The organism is Eubacterium sp. ER2, assembly GCF_000765215.1.
GTDB lineage: Bacteria > Bacillota > Clostridia > Lachnospirales > Lachnospiraceae > Claveliimonas > Claveliimonas intestinigallinarum.
The window spans coordinates 21137-44063 of sequence record NZ_JPJE01000006.1; the positions used below are offsets into that span (position 1 = coordinate 21137).

The window sequence follows — 22927 nt, forward strand, 5'->3', positions numbered from 1 at the left end:
AGGGGCGGACCGGCAGAAGGGGCGGCCTCACACGCGGCGATCCCGGTATGGCTTTCCCGGCGGATTTGTGATAAGATAGGTCCAGTAAATCTGGAGGTAAAGACATGGCAGATAAGATGAGTTTCCAGCAGAAGCTGGCAGACATCATGAAGCTGGCGCAGGAAAACGGCATGCGCATGACAGCGGAGGAGACAGAACAGTTTTTTGAGGACGACGGGCTCACGAAGGAGCAGATGGATCTTGTATTCGACTACCTTCTCTCCCAGAAGGTGGCGGTGCAGGGGTATGTGAGAAAGCCCGGCACAGTGCAGGAGTCCGGGGATGGAGAGGAAATGCCCGGGTCGGATGCCCTGAGCGCGGAGGAAAAGGAGTACCTGGAGGACTATCTCCGCCAGATAGGGGAGCTGCAGGCGACCTCTGAGGAGGAGGCAAGGCTTGCCCTCTATCTCCGGCTGGTATACGAGGAGGCGGTGAAGCTGCACAGGGAGGAGGTCTTTATCGGCGACATGATCCAGGAGGGCAATGCGGCCCTTGTGGAGGCGATGGATCTGCACCCTGCCGGGGAGGGCGAGCAGGAGCTGGTGATGGCTGATGTCCGCGCGGCCATGCGGGCTCTTCTCGCGTCCCAGACAGAGATGAAACGGCGGGATCGGAAGATGGTGAACCAGGTCACAAGGCTGGACGAGACGATCAAGCAGATGACTGACGAGCTGGGCCGGAAGGTGGACGTGCAGGAAGTGGCAGAGCGGTTGGAACTGACAGAGGAGCAGGTCAGGGATATCCTGAAGCTGACAGGGGAGGAGCCGGAGGACGAAAAATAGCGCGGCGTTGAATTTCTCCTTCAAGTGTTGTATGATGAACAGTGGAAAAAGACAGAAAGGTTTAGGTTATGAAAGAGAAATTTGAGCATAGATTAGAACAGGCAGTGGGCGCTGAGAGGATTTTCCGCGAGGAGCCCATGAAGCTGCACACCACCTTCCGCATCGGGGGGGCGGCGCAGTATCTGGTGGCGCCCCGCACAAAGGAGGAGGTGCAGGAGGTGGTCCGCCTCTGCAGGGAGGAGGGAATGCCCTGGTATATTATAGGAAACGGGAGCAACCTTCTTGTCTCGGATAAGGGATACAGAGGCGTGGTGATACAGCTCTTCAAGGATTTCGCTGACATCCGGACAGAGGGGACGAGGATCTTCGCGCGGGCCGGAGCCTCCCTGGCAAAGATCGCGGCGGAGGCTCTCAGGAACAGCCTGACCGGCTTTGAGTTCGCCGCCGGCATACCGGGAACCCTGGGCGGCGCCTGCATCATGAACGCCGGCGCCTACGGCGGTGAGATGAAAGATGTGCTGGAGTCTGTCACTGTCCTTGACGGCCAGGGGGACATCCGGGTGCTGCCAAGGGAGGAGCTGGACATGGGCTACCGCACCAGCCGGGCGGCCCGGGAGGGCTATATCGTCCTGGAGGCGGTGATCGCCCTGGAGCCGGGAGATGAGTCAAAGATCCGGGAAAAGCTGGAGGATCTGAAGGAGAGGCGCACCAGCAAGCAGCCCCTGGAGTATCCAAGCGCGGGGAGCACCTTCAAGAGGCCGGAGGGCTACTTTGCCGGCAAGCTGATACAGGATGCGGGCCTGCGGGGCCTGCGCGTAGGGGATGCCATGGTGTCGGAGAAGCACTGCGGCTTTGTCATCAACTGCGGAAGCGCTACCGCGGCGGACGTGGACAGGCTGATCCGTCAGGTACAGGAGCGTGTGAGAGAAAACTCCGGAGTGACGCTGGAGCCGGAGGTAAAGAGACTGGGAGAGTTTTAGACATGAGATTTATCATTGTGACCGGAATGTCGGGGGCGGGGAAGAGCACAGCCCTCAAGATGCTGGAGGATGCAGGCTACTTCTGCGTGGACAATCTGCCTGTGCAGCTTGTGCCCAAGCTGGGGGAGCTGCTCATTGTGCCGGGGACGGAGATCAACAAGATCGCCCTGGGCATGGACATCCGCAGCGGCCAGGGGATCGACGACCTGGAGCAGTCCCTGGAGGCCCTGGACCGGATGAAGATCAAGTACGAGGTGCTGTTTCTGGAGGCCTCCGATGAGGTGCTGATCAAGAGGTACAAGGAGACCCGGCGCAGCCATCCCCTGGCCGGGGGCGGCCGGGTGGACGAGGGCATACGCAAGGAGAGGGAGAAGCTGGCCTTCCTGAAAAAGAGGGCGGACTACCTGGTGGACACCAGCCGGATGCTCACAAGAGAGCTGCGGGCAGAGCTGCACAAGATCTTTGTGGAGAACAAGGACTACAAGAACCTCTACATCACCGTGCTGTCCTTTGGATTTAAATACGGGCTCCCGAGCGACGCGGATCTGGTATTTGATGTGCGCTTTCTGCCCAACCCGTACTATATCGATGAGCTGAGGCCCAAGAGCGGGCTTGATCCGGAGGTGCGGGACTATGTTATGTCCAGCGACACGGCCCGGCAGTTTCTTGACAAGCTGACGGACATGATCCGCTTTCTGATCCCCAATTATGTGTCTGAGGGGAAGACACAGCTTGTCATCGCCATCGGCTGCACGGGAGGAAAGCACCGGTCTGTCACGCTGGCGGGCGCCCTCTACGGGGAGCTGGCCAGGGAGGAGCAGGACTACGGCATCAAGATCGAGCACCGGGACATCGGCAAGGATGCGGTGACAAAGGGAAAATAGCAGCGGAAAACGCGGAGAAAAGAAGCAGGGATAGATATGTCATTTTCAGGCAAAGTGAAAGAGGAGCTGGCGAGAGTGTGTCCCAGAGCCAGGCACTGCAGGCTTGCGGAGCTCGCCGCAATCACAGGCATGTGCGGGGAGTGGAGAGAGGAGGGCTGTCTGTCCTTCCTTGTGCACTCGGAAAATATTGCCGTCGTGAGAAAATGCTTTACATTGATCGAAAAAACCTTTAATATAGGTAATGAAATTGCTGTCCAGACAGCGGTGCGCAGAAATATGCACAAGGACAGCAGCGTATACTATTTGTGTGCGTCCGGGGAATGTCTGCGGGCTGTGCGCCACGCGGACGTGCAGGCGGTCTGCTGTAAGAGGGCTTACCTGCGCGGCGCTTTCCTGTCTTCAGGATCCATGAGCGACCCCGGAAAATCCTATCACTTTGAGATTGTCTGTAATACTTTGGAAAAAGCCCAGTATCTTCAGCAGCTTATGCAGGACTTCGGCCTGGAGGCCCGCATTGTGAGAAGGAAAAAGAACATTATCGTATACCTGAAGGAGGGTGACCGCATCGTGGACGCCCTGAACGTGATGGACGCTCCGGTGGCTCTGATGGAGCTGGAGAATGTTCGGATCCTGAAGGATATGCGCAATAATGTGAACCGGAAGGTAAACTGTGAGACAGCCAATATCAACAAGACAGTCTCTGCCGCAGTTAAGCAGAGGGATGATATTGAATACATCCGCGACACGGTGGGACTTTCAGGATTGCCGGACGGACTGCGGGACGTTGCCCTTACACGCCTCGCATATCCCGATGCATCATTGAAGGAGCTGGGAGAGCTCCTGGAGAACCCGGTGGGGAAATCCGGAGTGAACCACAGGCTCAGGAAGTTAAGTGAAATGGCAGATAAGTTAAGGGATAGCAAGGAGGTACAATATGATCAAGAAACCAGTGACAATTAAACTTAGGGACGGTCTTGACGCAAGACCGATCGCGCTGCTTGTGCAGGAAGCCAGCCAGTATTCCAGCCATGTGTACATAGAGGTGGCTGACAAGAAGGTGAACGCCAAGAGCATTATGGGTATGATGAGCCTGACCATGGGCGAGGGCGATGAGTTTACAGTTGTCGCGGATGGCGAAGACGAGGAAGCGGCAGTAGCTGGCGTGGAGAGATTTCTCTCGGAGCAGAAATAGATGAAATAAAAGATCTGTAAAGGGAAAGGGCATTTTGTAAATGCCCTTTTTTGGCCTATGCAGACAGCGGAAGGGGAGACAGAGATGAAGAGACTGTTGTTTGTGTACAACCCCCATGCGGGGAAGGGGCTCCTGAAGCCCAAGGTATCGGATATTATCGATATTTTCGTGAAGGCGGGCTACGAGGTGACGGCCTATCCGACCCAGGCCTACCACGATGCCTACAGGAAGATACGGGAATTCACGGACCACTATGACCTGGTGGTGTGCAGCGGTGGCGACGGCACCATCGACGAGGTGGTGACCGGCATGATGGCCAGGGAGGACAGGGTGCCCGTGGGCTATATCCCCACCGGGACCACCAATGATTTTGCCCACAGCCTTAAGATCCCCAGGGATATACTGGCCGCTGCGGACAACGCTGTGAACGGGCAGGCGTTTCCCTGTGATGTGGGACAGTTTAACGACGGCATTTTCGTGTACATTGCGGCCTTTGGCCTGTTCACGGATGTCTCCTACCAGACCAACCAGACGGCCAAGAACATACTGGGGCATCTGGCCTATGTGCTGGAGGGGACAAAGCGGCTCTTCAACATACCCTCCTACCGGATCAAGGTGACTCACGACGGAGAGGTGATCGAGGATGAGTTTATTTACGGCATGGTGACCAACTCCCGCTCTGTGGGAGGCTTTCGGAACATGGTGGGAAAGAACGTGTCCTTTGACGACGGCGTCTTTGAGGTGACCTTGATCAAGATGCCGAAAAACCCCATTGAGCTGCAGGAGATCATCACAGCTCTTCTGACCGAGCAGACCAACGGCAAGCACATGTATTCCTTCAAGAGCGGCCATCTGGTCTTTGAGTCCCTGGAGGAGATCCCCTGGACACTGGACGGGGAGTTTGGAGGAGACCACGATGTGGTGGAGATCCACAATCTCCAGAAGCAGCTTCAGATCATGGTGCCGGCAAAGCATATAGCCGAGCTGTCAGAGGCCGGGAAAGCGACGGAGGAGCAGGTGGAAGAGAAGAGGAAGGAACCGTAGAGGTTTCCCCCCCTCTTTTGCGGCTTTTTTCACGACTGAAAAAATTTTTGAAAAAAATGAAAAAAATGCTTGCAATCTGTCGGGATGTTTGATATTATAATCAGGCAGCAAGCAATACGGCTCCGTGGTCAAGAGGTCAAGACGCTAGCCTCTCACGCTGGAATCAGGGGTTCGATTCCCCTCGGAGTCACTGAAGGATCTTCGAAGTGCAGTCATGCAGTCTCGAAGATCTTTTTTTGTTGTAAGGGGCATTCGCCCCCTGCGGAAAACGCTCCGCCTCAGAGGCGGGCAGGACAAAAGAAGAAAGGAAGAAAATGAAGAAGTTTATCGAGGAATTCAAGACATTTGCCCTCCGGGGAAATATGATGGATATGGCCATTGGTGTCATTATCGGCGGTGCCTTTTCCGGGATCGTCACATCGCTCACGGACAATTTTATCAACCCCATCCTGAATGTGGTTACAGGGGGACGGCTGTACAGCCTGCAGGATGTGGCAGGATTTGCCTCTGCCTTTCTGTCCTCTCTGGTCAATTTCTTTATCATGGCGTTTGTGCTGTTCTGCCTGCTGAAGGGAGTCAATAAGCTGATGAGCCTTGGGAAAAAGCCGGAGGCGGAGACGGCGCCGACAACAAAGAAATGCCCCTACTGCATGAGCGAGATCGATATTGCGGCAACCCGCTGCCCGCACTGCACTTCTCAGCTTGCGGAATAATACGGCGAGAGGCCCGCAGACACTGTGAATGTCTGCGGGCCTCTCTTTGTATATCATGAAATGAGTAAAGAGTGGAGCATGTTTATACGGACTCGGCGATCTCCTTTGTGATCTTCAGGAATTTGTCGATGTCCTCTGCGCCATGACAGTGGAGCGGTGATACGCGGATCGCGCCCGGGATGCCCAGGGTGTCCACAATCCTCCTGGAGTACATGCTGCTTCTCACACGCTCAAATACGGTGACGCCTCTCTTCATGTACTCGATAACGCACTCGGGGTAATCGATGCCCTTGATGCCCATGGCGATGATCAGGTCTTTGTATGTAAGGTCTTCCATATCTACGTAAACTTCCACATTAGGAATATGACGGAGTCCCGGAACTTCCGGAGTTCCTTCCAGCATACGGTACAGAAGAGCTCTCTCCTGCATGTGGATACGGTTCATACCCTCCACGAACAGCTCGCGCTTGTCCTGGCTGTGGATGAAATGCTCGCCGATGGAGCATACATAGTCGATGACAGCCATCATGGCAGCGAAGTTGCCGGGCGTAGGTGTGCCAAGAGCCCATACATCCGGATCTTTAAATGTCAGTTTGTGGTGCATCATGGTGGCTACGCGGTCCGATACATAGGCAAATCCGCAGCCTCTTACACCAAAGAATTTGTAAGGCGCGATGTTGGTCGCGTCAACGCCCCAGTCCTCCACGTCGATCACAGCGTGGGGGGCGTGCTGCACAGCGTCTGTGATCACATAGCATTCAGGATTGACTTCTTTTACTCTCCGGACGATCTCTTTGACGTCCATGATGTTTCCGGAGATGTTGGATGCAGCCATGATGCTGACAAGGCAGGTGTCCTTGTCCACGTATTTCATAACCTCATCTACGTCAATTCCGCCGGTGGTCTTGTTGGCCGGCACCTCCCGGAATTCTCTTCCTGTCTTCGTGCAGGCGTACTCTACAGCGTCGTGTGCTGACGGGTGCTCCAGGCAGGATGTCACAGCGTTCGTTCCCCATTTTACATTTTCAAGAATGACATCCACGATCTGGAACATGGTCTGGGAAGCGGAGAGCTCTGTCACGAGAGCGCCGCTTTTGGCTCCGAAGACAACCTCCAGTATCTCTTTCGTTCCCTCGGATACATAGTGAGCCAGCTTCAGACCTCTGGCATAGTTTCTCTCCGGGCAGTCCGGGAACTGCTCGCAGGCTGCTTTCGCCTCAACGGCGGCTCTCAGGCGAAGAGATCCGCCGGAGTTCTCGAAGAAAAGACGTGGCCCGTAGAGCGGGTCTGCATCCGCGTAACAGAACTGTGCCTTCAGGTGCTTCTGGTATTCCTCCGGGAATAATATTCCGTGTTCTGCGTTCATAGTTTCTCCTCCTTTTATATAGGATATAGTCCCGTTTGTTTCTTGCCTTTATTATATCATGCACAAAAAAATTGTGAAATGAATAATTTTATTGTATAATATTGAAAAAATTTATATTTAAAACGGACCGCGCAGGGTACGGAAACCGAAAGACCCGACAAAGGAGGGGGAGAACATGAATTTAGCAGATATCGAGACATTTCTTATGATCGTAAAGACAAAAAATATTACAAAGACAGCGGAAAATCTTTTCCTGTCCCAGCCCACTGTGAGCCACAGACTGAAGTCGCTGGAGGAGGAACTGGATGTAAAGCTTATTACAAGGAAGAAAGGCTACAAACAGATCGAGCTGACTACCCCGGGGGAGGAATTCATCCCTATTGCGGAGAGGTGGGTCTCCATCTGGCAGGAGATGCAGCTTTTAAAGCATAGCCAGGACAGGCTGTACCTGACGGTGGGCTGTACGGACACGATGAACAGTGCCATCCTTTTTGACCTGTACAGGCAGATCCTGAATGAGAAGGAACATGTGATGAACCTTCATATTAAAACGCACTATTCTTATGAGCTCTATGGACTTCTGGAAAACCATGAGATCGACATTGGGTTTGTGTATCATCATCTTCAGTTTAAAAATATTGTGACAGAACCTATCATGCGGGAGAAAATGTATATCCTGCGGTCTGCCCGGGCAGGAGAGCCCAGGGAAGCCATTCACACAGATGAAATGGATCCCCAGAAAGAGATCTTTGTGAGCTGGGAGGCCAACTATCAGATCTGGCATGACCAGACCATCAGCAAGGGAGAGTGGCCCCGGATACAGGTGGATACCTTTGAACTTCTCCTTCATCTGCTGGCAGATGACACGTTGTGGGCTATCGTGCCCATCTCTGTGGCGGAGCGGATCGCCAGCCTGCGCCCGGTGCAGATCAGTGAGATCGCCAACGCCACGCAGCCTCCCGAGAGGATCACGTACAAGATCAAGCATAAATATCCAAACGAGGCCACCCTGAAGGCCGTGCAGGTCTTTGAGGAGAAGATCAATGCGTATCTGCGGACAAAAGACTGGGGATACGTCGGACAGTAGAACATTAAATATAGAAAATGTTAATATATTCCACAAAAATAATTTATTTTATGAAACAAAACCCGTGTGATATACTGTAAATAATTAATAAAGAAACGCATTAATTGAGCGAAAAATTAAGACAATTTACCAAAAGCAGACGAATCGCAATAACGGTGAAAGGAGTGAAAGAGATGGAGGCAAAATTTCTGATGGGCGGAGAAAAATCCCTGTATGTCCAGCTCGGCGATGAGATCAGCCTGGATGTCAACCAGAAGGTGCGCGGCCTGATGCACAATCTGGAGACAGATCCTATTGAGGGAGTTGTTGAGATGGTGCCTACCTATGCGGCGCTGCTCATCCACTACAGACCGGAGAAGATCCTCTATGATCAGCTTGTGGAGGAAGTGAAGAAGCGCATGGCGGACGCGGGGAAGGCGGACGAGGCATCCCAGATCGTAAAGGTAGTGCCTATCTGCTATGACAAGGAGTTTGCGCTGGATCTGGAGGACTGCGCAAAATTTGAAAATGTCTCTGTGGAAGAGTTCATCAGGATGCACTCGGAACACGAGTACTATGTGTATATGCTCGGATTTGCGCCCGGACACGCCTACATGGCAAGGTTCGAGGAGCCCTTCCATTTTAAGAGGAGAGAGTCGCCGCGAGTGAAGATCAACGGCGGTTCTATTGTAGTTGGAGAAAATCTTTCCAACCTGATCCCCTTTGATCAGCCCTGCGGATGGAATGTTGTCGCAGCTACGCCGCTTAAGGTATGTGACTACACGAAAGAAGACCCCTTCCTGGCCCATGCAGGAGACTGGGTGAAATATCAGCCTGTCAGCCGGAAGGAGTACGACCAGATCAAGGCGGATGTGGAAAGAGGAACTTACAAGGTGGAAACATATGCGAAAAAGGCGGTGAAATAGAAGATGGGAATCGTTGTTGAAAATCCAGGAATACAGACGACTGTACAGGATGAAGGGCGTTTCGGCTATCAGCAGTACGGCGTGTCGCCGGCAGGACCTATGGATACCAAGTCCTTTTTCCTTGCCAATATCTTAGTGGGAAATAAAAGAGGCGAGAGCGCTCTGGAAATGACTTTTATGGGTCCCACATTGAAGTTTGAGAAGGACAATATCATCGCGGTGACAGGGGCCAATGTATCTCCCACTGTGAACAATGAGCCGATCCCCATGTACCAGGCAGTGCTTGTCCATGCGGGAGACACTGTCGCTTTTGGTGTGGCAACTGGCGGAGCCCGGGCCTACATCGCTTTTGCCGGCGGATTGGACGTGCCGGTGGTGATGGGAAGCAAGGCAACACTTATGAGAAACAAGATCGGCGGCGTGGAGGGACGCAAGCTGGAAAAAGGCGATGCCATCGGCTTTGTGAACCCTAAGACCAGCCTTCCGAAAATGGAGATGAGAAAGCTTGAACCGGAGAAATTCCCCCAGAAGGAAGTGACTCTGCGGGTGGTGACTGGTCCCCAGGACACAGCATTTTCCGAGGAGGAAGTGAGAAAATTCTTCTGGTACAGTGCTACCATTACAAATGAATTTGACCGGATGGGCTGCAGGCTGGAAAGAGAAGAACCCCTGCACCACATCAAGGATGGAAATACTATCTCAGACGGTATTGTGTTCGGATCCATCCAGGTGCCCACAAACGGCCAGCCCATTATCATGCTGGCGGATCGGCAGACTACAGGAGGCTACACAAAGATCGGAACCGTTATCTCCGTGGATCTTCCAAAACTGGCGCAGAGCGTACCTGGATACAAGGTGCATTTTGTGAGAGTAGGCATTCAGCTTGCCCAGGAACTGTATCTGCGGCAGCAGAAAGAACTGAAGAACCTGGAGAGATGTCTGGGACAGAGGAGCTGAGAAACCTTGCCGCACAGGTGCGGCGCCACATAGAAGGGGAAATGAAACATGAAACTGGAAAAGATCACAGCCCTGCTCCACGAAGTGGACAGATCCGGCGTGACAGAATTTGAGATACAGGACGGAGACTTCCGCATCTCCATCAAAAAGACGGCGGCCCGGACAGAAAGCTGCCAGGCAGCCCCGGAGGTGAGCAGCCGGCAGGCGAAGCCTGAGGAGAAAGAGGAAGAAGTGTCCATCCAGGAAGGAACCATCATACGCTCGCCCCTTGTAGGCATCTTCCATGCCTCTGACAGCCAGAGCGGAGAGCCCTTTGTGACTGTGGGAAGCACGGTGGAACAGGGACAGGTGATGGGAACCATCGAGGCAATGAAGATGATGAACGATGTAGTGGCAGGATGCGGCGGCACAGTGTCTGAAGTCCTTGTAAAGGACGGGGAACTGGTAGAGTACGCGCAGCCTCTCTTCGTCATCGAGGGATAGGAGCAAAAAGAGATGTTTCGGAAAATACTGATTGCAAACAGAGGAGAGATCGCTGTGCGCATCATCCGGGCCTGCCGGGAGATGGGAATCCGCACCGTGGCAGTGTACTCCGAGGCAGACGAGGATGCCATGCATGTGAGACTGGCAGATGAGGCAGTCTGCATCGGTCCGGCGGCTCCGTCCGCCAGCTACCTGGATATGGACCGGCTCATCAGCACGGCCCTGGCCACAAAGGCGGAGGCCATCCATCCGGGATTTGGCTTTCTCTCCGAAAATGCAGATTTTGCAGAGAAATGTGCGAAGTTCGGCATTACATTTATCGGACCTTCCGGTGAGCTTATCGACAAGATGGGCAACAAATCCGAGGCAAAACATACCATGAAAGAGGCGGGGATCCCTGTGGTTCCGGGAACGGACAGCCCGGTGTACGAGGCGGAGGAAGCCCTGGAGGCGGCGGAGGTCATCGGCTTCCCCGTCATGATCAAAGCCTCTGCGGGAGGCGGCGGAAAAGGCATGCGCCTTGCCTGGAACAGCCAGGAGTTCCCGGGGCTCTTCCACGCGGCAAAGCAGGAGGCGGTGAACGCCTTCGGGGACGGCAGCATGTACCTGGAGCGTTATGTACAGTCTCCCAGACACATCGAAGTCCAGATCATGGCCGACAAGTTCGGGAATGTAATCCATCTGGGCGAGAGGGACTGCTCGGTGCAGAGAAGGCACCAGAAAATGATAGAAGAGTCACCCTGTGCCTTTATCTCCCCGGAGACCCGGGAAAAGATCTGTGCCACAGCGGTGCAGGCGGCGAAGGCCGTGGGATACGAGAATGCGGGAACCATCGAGTTCCTCCTGGACCAGTCCGGCGAGTTCTTCTTCATGGAGATGAACACCAGGATCCAGGTGGAGCACCCGGTCAGCGAGCTGGTCTCCGGTGTGGATTTGATCCGGGAGCAGATCAGCGTAGCTGCCGGCCTTCCCCTAAGTGTGAAGCAGGAGGACATCTGCTTCAGGGGACACGCCCTTGAGTGCAGGATCAATGCGGAGGACCCGTTGCATAATTTCATGCCCTGCCCGGGGACGGTGGAGAAGCTCTATCTCCCGGGCGGCAACGGAGTGCGGATGGATACAGCCATCTACCCGGGCTACACCATACCGCCCTACTATGATTCCATGATCGTCAAGATCATCGCCTATGACAGGGACAGGATGAGCGCCATCCGGAAGATGATCAGCGTCCTGGGCGAGTTCAGGATCAAGGGAGTGACTACAAATCTGGATTTCCTCTACGATGTGCTGAATCATCCGGATTTCCAGAGCGGCATGTTCAGTACAGACTTCATAGAGAGACACTATGAGCTGTAGGATATAAAATCACTATCAACAAGATGCCGGCCGCCGGGCCGGCGCAGTATCAACACAAGAAAGGAAGAAGCGAATATGAAGATCGTAGTATTAGACGGTTACACACTGAACCCTGGAGATATTTCCTGGGAGGGAATGGAAGCTTTTGGCGAGGTGACGGTGTATGACCGCACAAAGGCTGAAGATGTAGTGGAGCGCATCGGGGATGCAGAGGTAGTCTACACAAACAAGACTCCTATCACAAAAGAGACAATGGACGCCTGCCCCGGCATGAAGTTCATTGGCGTTCTGGCAACAGGCTACAACATCGTGGATGTAGCTGCCGCAAAGGAGAAAGGGATCCCGGTATCCAACATTCCTACATACGGAACAGCCGCTGTTTCTCAGTTCGCCATCGCTCTTCTGCTGGAGCTGTGCCACCATATCGGCGAGCACTCTGACGCTGTAAAAGCAGGCGAGTGGACAAGCAATCCGGACTGGTGCTTCTGGAAATATCCTCTTGTTGAGCTGGCTGGCAAGAACATGGGTATCATCGGCTTTGGCCGGATCGGACAGGATACAGGCAAGATCGCCCAGGCACTCGGAATGAAAGTCCTGGCATACGACGCGTTCAAGCGTCCGGAGCTGGAGAGCGACACATGCAAATATGTGGATCTGGACACGCTGCTGGCGCAGTCCGACGTAATCTCCCTGCACTGCCCGCTGTTCCCGGATACAGAAGGCATCATCAATAAAGACACCATCGCCAAAATGAAAGACGGCGTCATGATCATAAACGACTCAAGAGGCCCCCTTATTGTAGAGCAGGATCTCAGAGACGCTCTTGACAGCGGCAAGGTGGCAGGAGCTGCCCTGGACGTTGTATCCACAGAGCCCATCCAGATGGATAACCCGCTCCTTGGAGCAAAGAACGTGATCCTCACACCCCATATCGCATGGGCGCCGAAGGAGTCAAGGCAGAGGCTGATGGACATCGCGGTTGATAACCTGAAATGCTACGTGGACGGCAAACCGCAGAATGTCGTAAATGCATAAATATTTTAAAGAGGGATGCAAAACACAGCAAAAACAAAAAGAAAGGGTGGAAAAGACTATGTATCAGGTGGATTTGAACAGTGACATGGGTGAAAGCTTCGGCGCCTATAAGCTGGGCGGCGATGAGGAGATCATCAAGTATGTGACAACGGCAAACGTAGCCTGCGGATGGCATGCGGGAGATCCCATGGTAATGGACAAGACAGTCCGCATGGCAAAGGAGAGGGGCGTCATGGTAGGCGCGCACCCGGGATATCCGGATCTGATGGGCTTCGGACGCCGCAAAATGGTTCTGGCTCCTGCAGAGATCAAGAACTATGTGAAATATCAGATCGGAGCACTCTCCGCTTTCACACAGAGCTACGGTATGAAACTGCAGCATGTGGCTCCCCACGGCTCTATGGGCAACCAGTGCCAGTATGATGAGGAAGTTTCCACAGCGATTGTGGACGCCATCTGCGAGGTGGACAAGGACCTCATCGTCTACTACTGCGCAGGCGCTGTCTTAGGACAGATCGCTGAGAGCAGAGGCCTTCGCACGGCTTCCGAGATCTTCGCAGACCGTGCATACATGGATGATCTTTCTCTCGTTCCGAGAAAGATGGAGGGTTCCATGATCACAGACGAGAACATTGCCATTGAGAGATGCGTACGCATGATCAAAGAAGGCAAGGTAACATCCATCAACGGAAAAGAACTGGACATCAAGGGCGACACACTCTGTGTACACGGCGACGGGCCCAAGGCGCTTGCCTTCGTTCAGAAGATCCGTGAAAGATTTACACAAGAGGGGATTGAGATCAAACATCTGTAGAAGATGCAAAGTAAAGGAGTGAAGAAAATATGAGTAACACACAGAAGAAACAAATGTCTGTTGTCAAGAAGATGATCATTGCTTTGGTGGGCGGACTTGCAGTCGGACTTATCTTTATGTTTATCCGCAGCTCCATGCTGGAATCCGGAAATGAAGGTACATGGGACATCATCAATAAGATCCTCTTCCAGGATATCACAGCTGCTGACGGAACTGCGGCGCTGGGTCTTTTCTACATCATCGGACAGCTCTTTATGAGGGGTCTGCAGGCAGCCATCGTACCATTAGTACTTGTTTCCCTGAGCCTTGCCATGTGCAGTATCTCCAGCTCCACCAAGCTGGGAAGGATTGCAGGACGCACGGTGCTCGGCTTCGTCTGCTTCTACGTTGTGGGCGCTTTCTTCGGAGGCCTTGTGGCATATGCCATGAAGAGCGCGGGCCTCTTCAATGTAGAGCTGCCAGCTGAGGCGGTCACAGAGGCGGCCACCATCGACCAGTTCAACCCGCTGGCTACTATCGTGACAGCGGTCCCCTCCAATATTACAGAGGTATTCAGCAGCAACAACAGCATCCTGGCAGTCGTTGTGGTAGCTATCGTCATCGGCTTGTGTCTGCAGGCGCTGGGCGAGAAGGGCGAGCCTCTGAAGAAGGTGTTTGAGAGCGTCAGCGAAGTGGTCAACATGTATCTGACCTTCCTCATCAACAAGGTAGGCCCTGTTGCCATCTTCTGCCTCGTATCCCGCACCTTCGCCATCTACGGCGCTGAGTACCTGGCGCCGGCGGCAGCCTACATTGTGGGAGCTATGCTTACCCTGTTCGTGCTCGTGGTAACCCTGTACCCAATCGGTATCTGGCTCACCACAAGGCTGAATCCATTCAAGTTCTTAAAGAAGATCGCGAAAGTCGGTGTGTTTGGATTCTCCGTAAACTCATCCGCAGCCACACTGCCTCTGAACACCAGAACATGTCTGGACGAGCTGGGCTGCAGCGAGGAGATCACAAGCTTTGTGCTCCCCACAGGTATGACCATCAACATGAACGGTACCACAGTCATGCACATGTTCGCTGTTACTTTCATCGCCACCAGCTCGGGCATCGACGTGACACCGGCAAACCTGATCGTCATCGCATTCCTCTCCATCTGCGCGGCCATGGGCTGCCCGGCTATCCCGATCGCAGGAACAACCCTGATCGTGACCATCCTCTCCGGTATGGGCTGGACCTCCGATCTGTGCATGATCGCTTACGCACTGGTCGTAGCTATCAACCGTCCTGTTGAGATGGCGCTCCTGCCTCTGAACGTTATCGGCGACGCGGCTACAAACGTCATCGTAAACGCCAAGGAAAAAGAGATCAACCTGGACGTATATAACAGCTAAAGCAACTGTATAAGTATAATCTTATTATGAGAATATAACAGGATTGCGGCAAGCTGGTTCTTTCCTATGGGTATAGGAAGGAACCAGCTTGTTTTTGTCTCTGTCTTCATTTTATATTGTCTATAGATGATCCGGATATAAAAAAGTAAGGAGAGATGTAATGATGGAAAATGGGAAACAATTATTTAAGAGGAATACAATTTTTTTCTTGAACGATAAAGAAGAGTATTCGTATGAAGAAATCCTGGAGTTTATAGGAGAGAGCCTGACTGCTCTGGGCTATGCAAAAGAAAGCTTTGCCAAGGCGCTGAAAGACAGAGAACGGGTATTTCCGACAGGCCTGCAGATGCAGCCTTATGGAATTGCTATTCCCCATGCGGATCAGGGGCATGTGTATAAACCCTGTGTAGGGGTGGTGCGGCTGAAAGGGGGGGCCGTATTTAGGGATATGGTAGAGCCGGACAGAGAAGTGAGAGCAAAGATTATATTTTGCATTGCTATAGCAGGCGAGGAAAAGCAGACGGATGTATTGCAGGATATTATGAGGATAGCCAGTGATGAGTCCCTTATGAGCTGTATAGTGGATGCAGACAGCGAAGAGGAAATCTATGAATTGCTTACTGAGGGAGGGAAAGGTACAAAAAGATCAGATACATAATGCAGACATAAGGAAGGAGGACGAGAACGGGATGTACCTGATTGAACGACAGAAAAAGATACTGACACTTCTCCTGACATCAAAGGAATGGATTACAGGAGCGGAAATTGCAAGAAGGCTTGGTATAACAGACCGGACAGTGAGGAAGGACATAAGGGATATTAATGAAGAGTTAAAGAAATATCCCAATTGTTATATAGAGTCTATCAGAGGAACGGGGTATCTCCTGAGAACGGCAGACAGGGATGCGCTTTTTAATCGTATGGAAGGGGGCAGTAGCAGCGAGACGCCCAGAGCAAGGATTGCACATCTTGCACTGGAAATCCTTGAATCGGAAGATCCGATTTCACTGGAGGATTTGGAGGATGAATTTTTCATTAGCCGCACGACACTGGAGGCAGCTATCCGCCAGATTAATGATACATCCACGGCAAAAGGTGTGGGAGCAGTTATACGACATAGAAAAAATGCAGTTCAGGCTGAATGTACAGAGAGGGAAAAGCGGGAACTGATGCGCTCTTTTCTCTTTATTACAAAAGAAGATATGGGCCGCAAAATGCAGGATGAATATGGATTTCTGAACGCAGGCGATATACGCAGGATCATGGGAAAGGTGAGAGGGGTGCTTGTGAAGCATAAACTGAAAGTCACGGACCGGGATATGACAGAGATTGTTTTGTGGCTTTATATACAGAAGCAGCGCCTTTTGTCCGGAGAAGTGCTGCGGGAACAAGAAGGAGCGGGAAGAGAAGAAAAGACTATTCCGGAGACCATACGCATTTTGTCTGAGGAAATGACAAAGAGTATGCAGGAGGGTACAGAACTTTTGTATCCAAAAGAGGAGATTGTGGAATTTGCGGAGTATCTGGGGAATATCCGCCTGATGAAAGAGGAGCGCTTTACGAAGAAAGAGATTATGAACATGGTGGAACCGTGTTATATCGTTATCGTGGAGGAGCTCCTTAATGATATCAAAAGTCGTTTTATGATCGATTTTACCCAGGACGAGGCCCTCTTTGCGGATCTTGTCATGCATATTCGTTTTTCAATCAGAACCAGTGGCGGTACAGTTAGTCAGGAGGCCTCTCTTCTGGATACAATCAAGGACAGGTATCCATTTGTCTTTGAGCTGTCTACTTACATTTTCGGAAGGATATGGGACGTCCTGGGGATAGAGATGGATGAAGTGCAGCTCGGCTATGTGGCGGCACATTTGGGAGCTGCTTTAGAACGGCTGGAGAATACAGATACGGGAAGCGATTTTAAGATTGCTGTATGCAGCAATATGAGTATGGGGATCGTGAGGCTTTTGATGGCAAAGCTACATTCGGTTTACAGGGGGCAGATCAGCATTGCAGGTCCCTATCCGCTTTATGAAATGGAAGATATGATGAAGGGGCAGCCGGGGCTGATCCTTACTACAAATTTATACGGGGTGTTCGATGAGCTCCCCGTACCTGTCATTCCCATTTCTCCTATGCTGGAGTCGGCGGATATACAGGCCATTAATGAAAAGATAAAATCACTAAAACAAAAGACAGTTGTGCTGAGTCTGGAACAGGGGATCGAACAGTATTTTGAGAGAGAACTGTTTTTTCCAGGGATGGAGATGGAGTCTCGGGAGGAAGTGCTGGAGTTTTTATCGTCAAAGATTGTTGAGAAAGGGTATGCTCCTACAAATCTGCTGGAAGATATTATGGAGAGGGAGCGAATCGCTCCCACCACATTTTCAAATTATATGGCTATGCCCCATCCGATCCATATGTGTGCATACAAGACGGTGATTGCTGTGGCTACTCTGAAAAAAGGAGTAGTATGGGGGAAGCAGAAGCAGGTCGTAAGACTGGTCTTTCTTCTTATCGTGCGCAGCAAAGATATGAAATATATCAGTGGTTTTTTTGACATTACAGCAAAGCTTGTGACGCGGAAAAAGAAGGTGCAGACGCTTCTGGAGACGGAAGATTTTGAAAAATTTATAGGTGAGCTTGTTCCTATGTGATGCGGAAGTTGACAGTTTTTAATCTGAAAATATAGCGTGTATAATCGAATTATAGAAAAACAAGAACAAAAAAACGATAGGAGGAAACAACAATGAAGTATCAGGAGACAAGAGAAAAAGTTTTAGAAATTGCGGTAAAATGTCTGGAAAAAGGATTGATTCATGGAACGGCAGGGAATGTGTCCATGAGAGTACCGGGCGAGGATGTGGCGATCATTACACCGACAAGAATACCATACGATCAGTTGAAGCCAGAGCAACTTCCGGCGGTAAGCTTGACAGGTGAGCTGCTGGATGGAGAGTTTAAGCCCTCCTCAGAAACTCCGATGCATACAGCTGTGTACAGAGCCAGGAAAAATCTGAATGGCATTGTCCATACACACTCTATGTATGCAACTGTATTTTCTATCCTGGAACAGGAGATTCCGCCGATGATGCCGCCGTCAACTCCTTACGCTCCAGTGCCTGTAGCACCCTTTCATCTTCCGGGGTCCGAAGAGCTGGCGCAGGCTGCAGTAGAGGCTCTGGGAGAGGAAAAGATGGTATGTACTCTGCAGAACCATGGACTACTGGCTGCCTGCCCAACGCTGGACAGAGCTTTCTCGGCTGCGGAATACATAGAGGAGTGCGCACAGCTTGCTTACCTTACACTGATGGCAGGTAAGATGACGCCGATTCCGGCCAAGGATGTTGAGACACTGAAAGACAGAATGCTTAAGGGCATTGCAGTATAAGGAAAGGGGGAGAAGAATATGGCAGAAATGTATCGTGTGTTGGCAGTCTGTGGAGCGGGACTGGCTACTTCTACCCATGTTGCAAAGACCCTACAGAACGGACTGGAGCAAAGAGGAATTGAGACGCAGATACGCACCTGCAGCGTTGCAGAGTCAAATGGTGTTATGTTTCAGTATAAACCTCACGTGATTCTAGCTACTGTGTCTGTAAATTCTATACAGCCTCCGGAAGGGACACCTGTTTATTCTGGAGTACCACTGCTGACAGGTGTCGGTTCGGCCAAGGTGCTGGATGAAATAGCAGCCTATCTGACCGAACTGGATAAGAAGTAGAGGAGGACAAAGATATGACGATTGTATTGGATGTCCTTAACAAGGTAGTGGATCTTGGAGCTTTTGTAATGATGCCGGTCATTCTCTTTGTCATGGGAATGATATTCCGGATGAAACCGAGCGATGCACTGAGAGCAGGTATCACCGTAGGAATTGGATTTAAAGGTATATCCCTTGCCGCCGGGCTGATTACTGAAACGATGACGCCTCTGATTACCCAACTTCAGGAGCAGTGGGGACTTTCGTTAGACGCTGTGGATCTTGGTGTGCCTGTCGTATCTACGATGTCGTTTAGCGATGGCAGGTTCGTTCTTATGATGTTTGGAGGCGTGCTTTTAGTTAATGCAGTGATGCTTCTTTTGAATTTGACGAAGACGCTTAATGTAGATATATGGAACTTCTGGCATTATCTTTTCATAGGGAGTCTGGCGACGATCATATCAGGAAATATCCTGATTGGACTGTTGGTTGGTGTTGTGTATTCAGCTATCAACCTTTTGCTCGCAGACCGTAATCAGGAGCTGATCTGTGAGGTGTGCGGGGAGCAGTACAGAGGTCTTTCCTTCTGTACTATGGCTTTCCCGGTTCTGCTCCCAATCGGCAGGGCAATAGACTGGGTTATTGACAAGATACCGGGTGTGAGGAAGATAGATTTCAATTTAAAGAAAGTTCCCAAGAAAGCGGCATTTTTTACAGAGCCGATCATGATAGGCTTTATAATCGGAGCAATCCTGGCGCTTCTTGCAAGCTATAGCTGGGACCAGTGCCTGAATGTAGGAATGACGATGGCAGCGGCCATGTTCCTTCTTCCAAGGATGATTTCTATCCTGATGGAGGGGCTGTCTCCTATCGCAACTGCTACAAGAGAATTTATGGCTACCCGCTTCCCCAACAAGGAGTTCCGCATTGGCATGGATTTTGCCCTGCTTGTAGGTGATACAGATATGATTACACTGGGAATGATATTTGTGCCTATTTCGCTGCTGCTTGCAGTAATACTGCCGGGAAACAGGGTCCTTCCTCTGGTGGGACTGACCAACTTGTCCTATATGATGATGGCTCCGGTTATTGCATCTAAAAGAAATATGTTCCGGGGACTGCTCATAGGCATTGTGATGGTCGTACTTGTGTTCTACATGGCATCCGCCATGTGTCCGCTCATTACAGAACTCGGAATACAGACAGGACTGGTGGAAGCGGGAGGCAACTATACGTTGTTTAATACAGGTGAGCATGTAGGATTTGTGCTGCTTCAGATACTGAAAATCTTCTTCCCGTCTTAAAAAGACGAGGGTAGTAGGAGGAAAAACATGGTAACAGGAAGAGAAGAGATAGAAAAGTTATTTGCGGAAGCCGACAAAAAACAAATTGCGATCCCTCATTTTAATCATTCGGATTTTTGGGACATGTCTTTTATTACAGAGGCGGCTGAGGAGGAGAATTCACCAGTCATTATTGCGTGTCTGCCCAAGGTTATACAGGCAATTGGCATAGAGAAGCTGGGAGCAGTGGCCAGGATCACGATGGAACAAAGCCGTGTGCCGGTAATCTATCATCTCGATCACTGTCACAGCGTTGAGATGTGCATGGAAGCGGTGGATAATGGGTACAACTCTGTAATGATTGACGGAGCGGATCTTCCTCTGGAGGAAAATATTGAGACTGTCAGGAAAGTGGTGGATTATGCACATAAGAGAAATGTCCACGTGGAAGCAGAGATAGGAAAAATCAAAAGTGCTGGGGAGGAGGGCTACACTCCAAAAGGAGAGCTGGCGGCCCTGGAGGATGCCCGGCGTCTGGCGGAGGAGACAAAAGTGGATGCCCTGGCAGTGTCTATAGGAAGTGAGCATGGCTTTTACAGCCATGCTCCCCGGCTGGATTATGAACTGCTGGAGAAATTACACAAGGCGTTGCAGCTCCCGTTGGTCCTTCACGGGGGATCAGGTATCCCAAGAGAAGATGTCAGAAGAGCCATTGCCGGCGGTATCCGGAAAGTAAATGTAGGTACACAGATTAGATATACCTATATGAAATCAGTGGAGGAAGCTATCAGGATGATGGGGGCCGAGACACACACTGCGGATATTATGTCAGAGGCTAAAAAGGAAGTGAAAAAAGTGCTGAGAGAATGCATTGTCACCTGCCGCGGTGAAGAAGGGGCTGGCTGGAGATAAAATAAGGAGAGATGAGGATGTACGCTAAAGAAGTGACAATTAACAATCCCACAGGCCTGCATGCACGGCCTGCCACACAGCTTGTAAGAGAAGCGGAGAAATATCAGTCTGAGATCAGGATTATAAAAGAGAATATGGTGATCAATCCTAAGAGCATTTTTAATGTACTGGCAGCGGGACTTTCCCAGGGAATCGCCATCACAGTAGAGGCGGAAGGGACGGATGAAAGGGAGGCTGTGGACAGCCTGTGCAGATTTATTGAAGATCTAAAGGAGTGAGGCGTATGATTGGCAGAGGAATTGCAGCGTCCAGGGGAAAAGCCTTGGCAAGGGCAATGGCTGCAGAGACGCAGCAGCAGATAGACTTGGAGAAAAAGAGTAAAGAAAATCTGCTACATTCTGTGGAAAGAGTGAAAGAGGCTATAGACTCTATCGCTGAAGAGATGAAGGATGAGGAAACACGCCTTGAAGGCGAAGAGGAAGCAATGCGTCTTGAGATTGTTCAGATGCAGCATACTATGCTGTCAGACGCTGTTTTTCATGACAGTATCAGAAAAGAACTGGAAGAGGGATATGCACCTGAGAGTGCTGTGGCCAGATGTATCGAGGCCCAGTGCCGTATGCTGGAAGCTATTGGAGATGCATATCTTGCAGCGCGCACGGACGATTTCCGGGATGTGGGAAACAGGATCATCTGCAGGCTTCTCGGAAAAAGGTATCCGGATCTTGGGAAACTGGAGGAGGATGTGATATTGACAGGAGAAAATATCTCACCCTCCGTGCTGGCTGGAGCGAAAAAGGGAAAAGTAAAAGGACTTCTGCTTGCAAAGGGATCCCGAACAGCCCATGTGTGCATACTTGCCGCCAATATGGGAATTCCTGCGGTTGTAGGATGCATCGGTGCAGAGAAGATCAAGGATGGGGATATGGTCTTTGTGGACGGGACAGCAGGGAAAGCTGCCTGGGAAATGGATGAGGCCGCCCGGGCTGATGCATTGGCTGAGACAGTGAGCTATCAGGAAAAACAGAAAATTTTGGAGAAATATACAGAGAAAAAAGGTCAGACAAAGGACAAGGTTTCTGTGCAGATTATGGCGAATATCATGGATGCCCAGGCGGCAGAGCAGGCAAAACAGATGGGGGCGGAAGGAGTCGGGCTTTTTCGCACTGAATTTCTCTATATGGGAAGAAAAGATTTACCGGGAGAGGAAGAACAGTTTCAGGCATACAAAAAAGCGGCAGAGATGCTGCAAGGACAGCCTCTTGTGATACGCACTATGGATATAGGAGGAGATAAGCAGTCTGAGGCTTTGGAAATTCCGGCAGAGGAAAATCCTTTTCTGGGATATCGTGCGATTCGCATCTGTCTTGAACGAAAGGAACTTTTTTTTACCCAGCTTAAGGCTGTTTTGCGGGCATCTGCATATGGGAATGTGCGGGTGATGTTTCCTATGATCAGCAGTATGGCTGAACTTGAAGAAGCCCTTGCCTGTCTGCAAAAGGCAAAAGACGAGCTTGATCAGCAAAGGATAGCATATGATAAAGATATACAGACAGGCATGATGGTGGAGGTGCCCTCTACAGCAATCCTGGCTTCCCGGTTCATCAAAAAGGTGGATTTTTTCAGCATAGGGAGCAATGATCTGACACAGTATGCACTTGCAGTGGACCGACAGAACGAAAAGGTTTGCGGGCTGTATGATTACTTTGATCCCGGTGTGCTCCACTTGATATACACTGTGATTCGGGCATGTGAACAAGAGAATAAGGAATGCTGTCTCTGCGGGGAGATGGCATCAGATCCGCTCGCAGTTCCGGTTCTTCTGGGTATGGGACTGAAAAAATTCAGTGTAAACCCATCGGCGGTTCCTTTGGTAAAGTATCTTCTCTCAAAATGTGAGTATAAAAAGATCAAACATGATGTACAGTGTATGCTTGAGATGGACGACAGACGCCAGATCAAGGAGGAGGCGATGGCTCTTTTGGATGAAGAGTACAGGTCATGGCTTTAGGA

24 protein-coding genes and 1 tRNA gene are annotated in these 22927 nt (G+C 51.2%); 24 read left to right on the forward strand and 1 reads right to left on the reverse strand.

Annotated features, from left to right (window positions below):
- Positions 1-104 precede the first annotated feature (104 nt).
- From NI21_RS0102455 to mscL, 8 genes are all read left to right on the forward strand, one after another.
- Positions 105-821, forward strand: coding sequence for a sigma-70 domain-containing protein (locus NI21_RS0102455; RefSeq protein ID WP_033124667.1), 717 nt, complete (start codon positions 105-107; stop codon positions 819-821).
- Between the two features lie 68 nt (positions 822-889).
- Positions 890-1801, forward strand: a complete 912-nt coding sequence (murB, locus tag NI21_RS0102460; protein WP_033124668.1) for a UDP-N-acetylmuramate dehydrogenase — start codon at positions 890-892, stop codon at positions 1799-1801.
- A gap of 2 nt (positions 1802-1803) precedes the next feature.
- On the forward strand, positions 1804-2685 hold the full coding sequence (gene rapZ / locus NI21_RS0102465; RefSeq protein ID WP_033124669.1) for an RNase adapter RapZ: 882 nt from the start codon (positions 1804-1806) through the stop codon (positions 2683-2685).
- A 36-nt stretch (positions 2686-2721) separates the two neighbouring features.
- On the forward strand, positions 2722-3645 hold the full coding sequence (whiA, locus tag NI21_RS0102470; protein ID WP_033124670.1) for a DNA-binding protein WhiA: 924 nt from the start codon (positions 2722-2724) through the stop codon (positions 3643-3645).
- Positions 3620-3877, forward strand: a complete 258-nt coding sequence (locus NI21_RS0102475) for an HPr family phosphocarrier protein (protein ID WP_033124671.1) — start codon at positions 3620-3622, stop codon at positions 3875-3877. The genes whiA and NI21_RS0102475 overlap by 26 nt, the downstream gene beginning before the upstream one ends.
- 84 nt (positions 3878-3961) lie before the next feature.
- Positions 3962-4921, forward strand: a complete 960-nt coding sequence (locus NI21_RS0102480) for a diacylglycerol kinase family protein (protein WP_033124803.1) — start codon at positions 3962-3964, stop codon at positions 4919-4921.
- Positions 4922-5039: 118 nt separating this feature from the next.
- A tRNA-Glu gene (locus NI21_RS0102485) sits at positions 5040-5111 on the forward strand.
- Between the two features lie 124 nt (positions 5112-5235).
- Complete coding sequence (gene mscL / locus NI21_RS0102490) at positions 5236-5634, forward strand: large conductance mechanosensitive channel protein MscL (RefSeq protein ID WP_033124672.1); 399 nt, start codon at positions 5236-5238, stop codon at positions 5632-5634.
- Positions 5635-5716: 82 nt separating this feature from the next.
- Here the strand turns inward: mscL and NI21_RS0102495 are convergent, their stop codons facing one another.
- Complete coding sequence (locus NI21_RS0102495; RefSeq protein WP_033124673.1) at positions 5717-7000, reverse strand: aminotransferase class V-fold PLP-dependent enzyme; 1284 nt, start codon at positions 6998-7000, stop codon at positions 5717-5719.
- A gap of 175 nt (positions 7001-7175) precedes the next feature.
- On the opposite strand from NI21_RS0102495, the gene NI21_RS0102500 reads away from it, so the two are divergent.
- The 16 genes from NI21_RS0102500 to ptsP all read left to right on the forward strand — a co-directional run bounded on the left by NI21_RS0102500 (position 7176) and on the right by ptsP (position 22925).
- Entirely contained in the window at positions 7176-8087 is a 912-nt protein-coding gene (locus NI21_RS0102500) for a LysR family transcriptional regulator (protein ID WP_033124674.1), read from the forward strand.
- Between the two features lie 173 nt (positions 8088-8260).
- Positions 8261-8992, forward strand: coding sequence for an allophanate hydrolase subunit 1 (locus NI21_RS0102505; RefSeq protein ID WP_033124675.1), 732 nt, complete (start codon positions 8261-8263; stop codon positions 8990-8992).
- A gap of 3 nt (positions 8993-8995) precedes the next feature.
- Positions 8996-9949 (forward strand): biotin-dependent carboxyltransferase family protein, encoded by a 954-nt coding sequence (locus NI21_RS0102510; RefSeq protein WP_033124676.1) that lies wholly within the window; start codon positions 8996-8998, stop codon positions 9947-9949.
- A 48-nt stretch (positions 9950-9997) separates the two neighbouring features.
- Positions 9998-10432: an acetyl-CoA carboxylase biotin carboxyl carrier protein gene (accB, locus tag NI21_RS0102515; protein ID WP_033124677.1), complete on the forward strand. Its 435-nt coding sequence runs from the start codon at positions 9998-10000 to the stop codon at positions 10430-10432.
- Between the two features lie 12 nt (positions 10433-10444).
- Positions 10445-11788, forward strand: a complete 1344-nt coding sequence (gene accC, locus NI21_RS0102520) for an acetyl-CoA carboxylase biotin carboxylase subunit (protein ID WP_033124678.1) — start codon at positions 10445-10447, stop codon at positions 11786-11788.
- Positions 11789-11863: 75 nt separating this feature from the next.
- Complete coding sequence (locus tag NI21_RS0102525; protein WP_033124679.1) at positions 11864-12823, forward strand: D-2-hydroxyacid dehydrogenase; 960 nt, start codon at positions 11864-11866, stop codon at positions 12821-12823.
- 58 nt (positions 12824-12881) lie between these two features.
- Positions 12882-13637, forward strand: coding sequence for a LamB/YcsF family protein (locus tag NI21_RS0102530; RefSeq protein WP_033124804.1), 756 nt, complete (start codon positions 12882-12884; stop codon positions 13635-13637).
- Positions 13638-13666: 29 nt separating this feature from the next.
- Positions 13667-15016: a dicarboxylate/amino acid:cation symporter gene (locus NI21_RS0102535; protein WP_033124680.1), complete on the forward strand. Its 1350-nt coding sequence runs from the start codon at positions 13667-13669 to the stop codon at positions 15014-15016.
- 160 nt (positions 15017-15176) lie between these two features.
- The gene (locus NI21_RS0102540) at positions 15177-15674 is read left to right on the forward strand and encodes a PTS sugar transporter subunit IIA (RefSeq protein ID WP_033124681.1); all 498 of its coding nucleotides are present in this window, start codon (positions 15177-15179) and stop codon (positions 15672-15674) included.
- Complete coding sequence (locus NI21_RS0102545) at positions 15625-17673, forward strand: transcription antiterminator (RefSeq protein ID WP_162274334.1); 2049 nt, start codon at positions 15625-15627, stop codon at positions 17671-17673. Before NI21_RS0102540 ends, NI21_RS0102545 begins: the two co-directional genes overlap by 50 nt.
- Before the next feature lie 92 nt (positions 17674-17765).
- A complete protein-coding gene (locus NI21_RS0102550; protein WP_033124683.1) occupies positions 17766-18407 on the forward strand; it encodes a class II aldolase/adducin family protein in 642 nt (213 codons plus the stop codon).
- Positions 18408-18425: 18 nt separating this feature from the next.
- The gene (locus tag NI21_RS0102555) at positions 18426-18740 is read left to right on the forward strand and encodes a PTS sugar transporter subunit IIB (protein ID WP_033124684.1); all 315 of its coding nucleotides are present in this window, start codon (positions 18426-18428) and stop codon (positions 18738-18740) included.
- A gap of 14 nt (positions 18741-18754) precedes the next feature.
- Positions 18755-20023 carry a PTS transporter subunit IIC gene (locus NI21_RS0102560; RefSeq protein WP_033124685.1) on the forward strand — a complete coding sequence of 423 codons (1269 nt, stop codon included), beginning with the start codon at positions 18755-18757 and terminating at the stop codon, positions 20021-20023.
- 27 nt (positions 20024-20050) lie between these two features.
- Entirely contained in the window at positions 20051-20914 is an 864-nt protein-coding gene (locus NI21_RS0102565) for a class II fructose-bisphosphate aldolase (protein ID WP_033124686.1), read from the forward strand.
- 17 nt (positions 20915-20931) lie between these two features.
- Positions 20932-21192, forward strand: a complete 261-nt coding sequence (locus NI21_RS0102570) for an HPr family phosphocarrier protein (RefSeq protein WP_033124687.1) — start codon at positions 20932-20934, stop codon at positions 21190-21192.
- Positions 21193-21197: 5 nt separating this feature from the next.
- Complete coding sequence (gene ptsP / locus NI21_RS0102575; RefSeq protein WP_052083825.1) at positions 21198-22925, forward strand: phosphoenolpyruvate--protein phosphotransferase; 1728 nt, start codon at positions 21198-21200, stop codon at positions 22923-22925.
- Positions 22926-22927: the final 2 nt, after the last annotated feature.

What these genes read in the sequence shown, in the direction of transcription:
- NI21_RS0102475 (WP_033124671.1), top strand. Translation starts at nt 3,620, where the DNA reads ATGATCAAGAAACCAGTGACAATTAAACTTAGGGACGGTCTTGACGCA.
- NI21_RS0102480 (WP_033124803.1), top strand. Translation starts at nt 3,962, where the DNA reads ATGAAGAGACTGTTGTTTGTGTACAACCCCCATGCGGGGAAGGGGCTC.
- NI21_RS0102540 (WP_033124681.1), top strand. Translation starts at nt 15,177, where the DNA reads ATGATGGAAAATGGGAAACAATTATTTAAGAGGAATACAATTTTTTTC.
- NI21_RS0102550 (WP_033124683.1), top strand. Translation starts at nt 17,766, where the DNA reads ATGAAGTATCAGGAGACAAGAGAAAAAGTTTTAGAAATTGCGGTAAAA.
- NI21_RS0102500 (WP_033124674.1), top strand. Translation starts at nt 7,176, where the DNA reads ATGAATTTAGCAGATATCGAGACATTTCTTATGATCGTAAAGACAAAA.
- NI21_RS0102510 (WP_033124676.1), top strand. Translation starts at nt 8,996, where the DNA reads ATGGGAATCGTTGTTGAAAATCCAGGAATACAGACGACTGTACAGGAT.
- NI21_RS0102570 (WP_033124687.1), top strand. Translation starts at nt 20,932, where the DNA reads ATGTACGCTAAAGAAGTGACAATTAACAATCCCACAGGCCTGCATGCA.
- NI21_RS0102530 (WP_033124804.1), top strand. Translation starts at nt 12,882, where the DNA reads ATGTATCAGGTGGATTTGAACAGTGACATGGGTGAAAGCTTCGGCGCC.
- NI21_RS0102535 (WP_033124680.1), top strand. Translation starts at nt 13,667, where the DNA reads ATGAGTAACACACAGAAGAAACAAATGTCTGTTGTCAAGAAGATGATC.
- accC (WP_033124678.1), top strand. Translation starts at nt 10,445, where the DNA reads ATGTTTCGGAAAATACTGATTGCAAACAGAGGAGAGATCGCTGTGCGC.
- NI21_RS0102495 (WP_033124673.1), bottom strand. Translation starts at nt 7,000, where the DNA reads ATGAACGCAGAACACGGAATATTATTCCCGGAGGAATACCAGAAGCAC.
- NI21_RS0102565 (WP_033124686.1), top strand. Translation starts at nt 20,051, where the DNA reads ATGGTAACAGGAAGAGAAGAGATAGAAAAGTTATTTGCGGAAGCCGAC.
- rapZ (WP_033124669.1), top strand. Translation starts at nt 1,804, where the DNA reads ATGAGATTTATCATTGTGACCGGAATGTCGGGGGCGGGGAAGAGCACA.
- accB (WP_033124677.1), top strand. Translation starts at nt 9,998, where the DNA reads ATGAAACTGGAAAAGATCACAGCCCTGCTCCACGAAGTGGACAGATCC.
- whiA (WP_033124670.1), top strand. Translation starts at nt 2,722, where the DNA reads ATGTCATTTTCAGGCAAAGTGAAAGAGGAGCTGGCGAGAGTGTGTCCC.
- mscL (WP_033124672.1), top strand. Translation starts at nt 5,236, where the DNA reads ATGAAGAAGTTTATCGAGGAATTCAAGACATTTGCCCTCCGGGGAAAT.
- NI21_RS0102555 (WP_033124684.1), top strand. Translation starts at nt 18,426, where the DNA reads ATGGCAGAAATGTATCGTGTGTTGGCAGTCTGTGGAGCGGGACTGGCT.
- NI21_RS0102505 (WP_033124675.1), top strand. Translation starts at nt 8,261, where the DNA reads ATGGAGGCAAAATTTCTGATGGGCGGAGAAAAATCCCTGTATGTCCAG.
- NI21_RS0102560 (WP_033124685.1), top strand. Translation starts at nt 18,755, where the DNA reads ATGACGATTGTATTGGATGTCCTTAACAAGGTAGTGGATCTTGGAGCT.
- murB (WP_033124668.1), top strand. Translation starts at nt 890, where the DNA reads ATGAAAGAGAAATTTGAGCATAGATTAGAACAGGCAGTGGGCGCTGAG.
- NI21_RS0102525 (WP_033124679.1), top strand. Translation starts at nt 11,864, where the DNA reads ATGAAGATCGTAGTATTAGACGGTTACACACTGAACCCTGGAGATATT.
- NI21_RS0102455 (WP_033124667.1), top strand. Translation starts at nt 105, where the DNA reads ATGGCAGATAAGATGAGTTTCCAGCAGAAGCTGGCAGACATCATGAAG.
- NI21_RS0102545 (WP_162274334.1), top strand. Translation starts at nt 15,625, where the DNA reads ATGAATTGCTTACTGAGGGAGGGAAAGGTACAAAAAGATCAGATACAT.
- ptsP (WP_052083825.1), top strand. Translation starts at nt 21,198, where the DNA reads ATGATTGGCAGAGGAATTGCAGCGTCCAGGGGAAAAGCCTTGGCAAGG.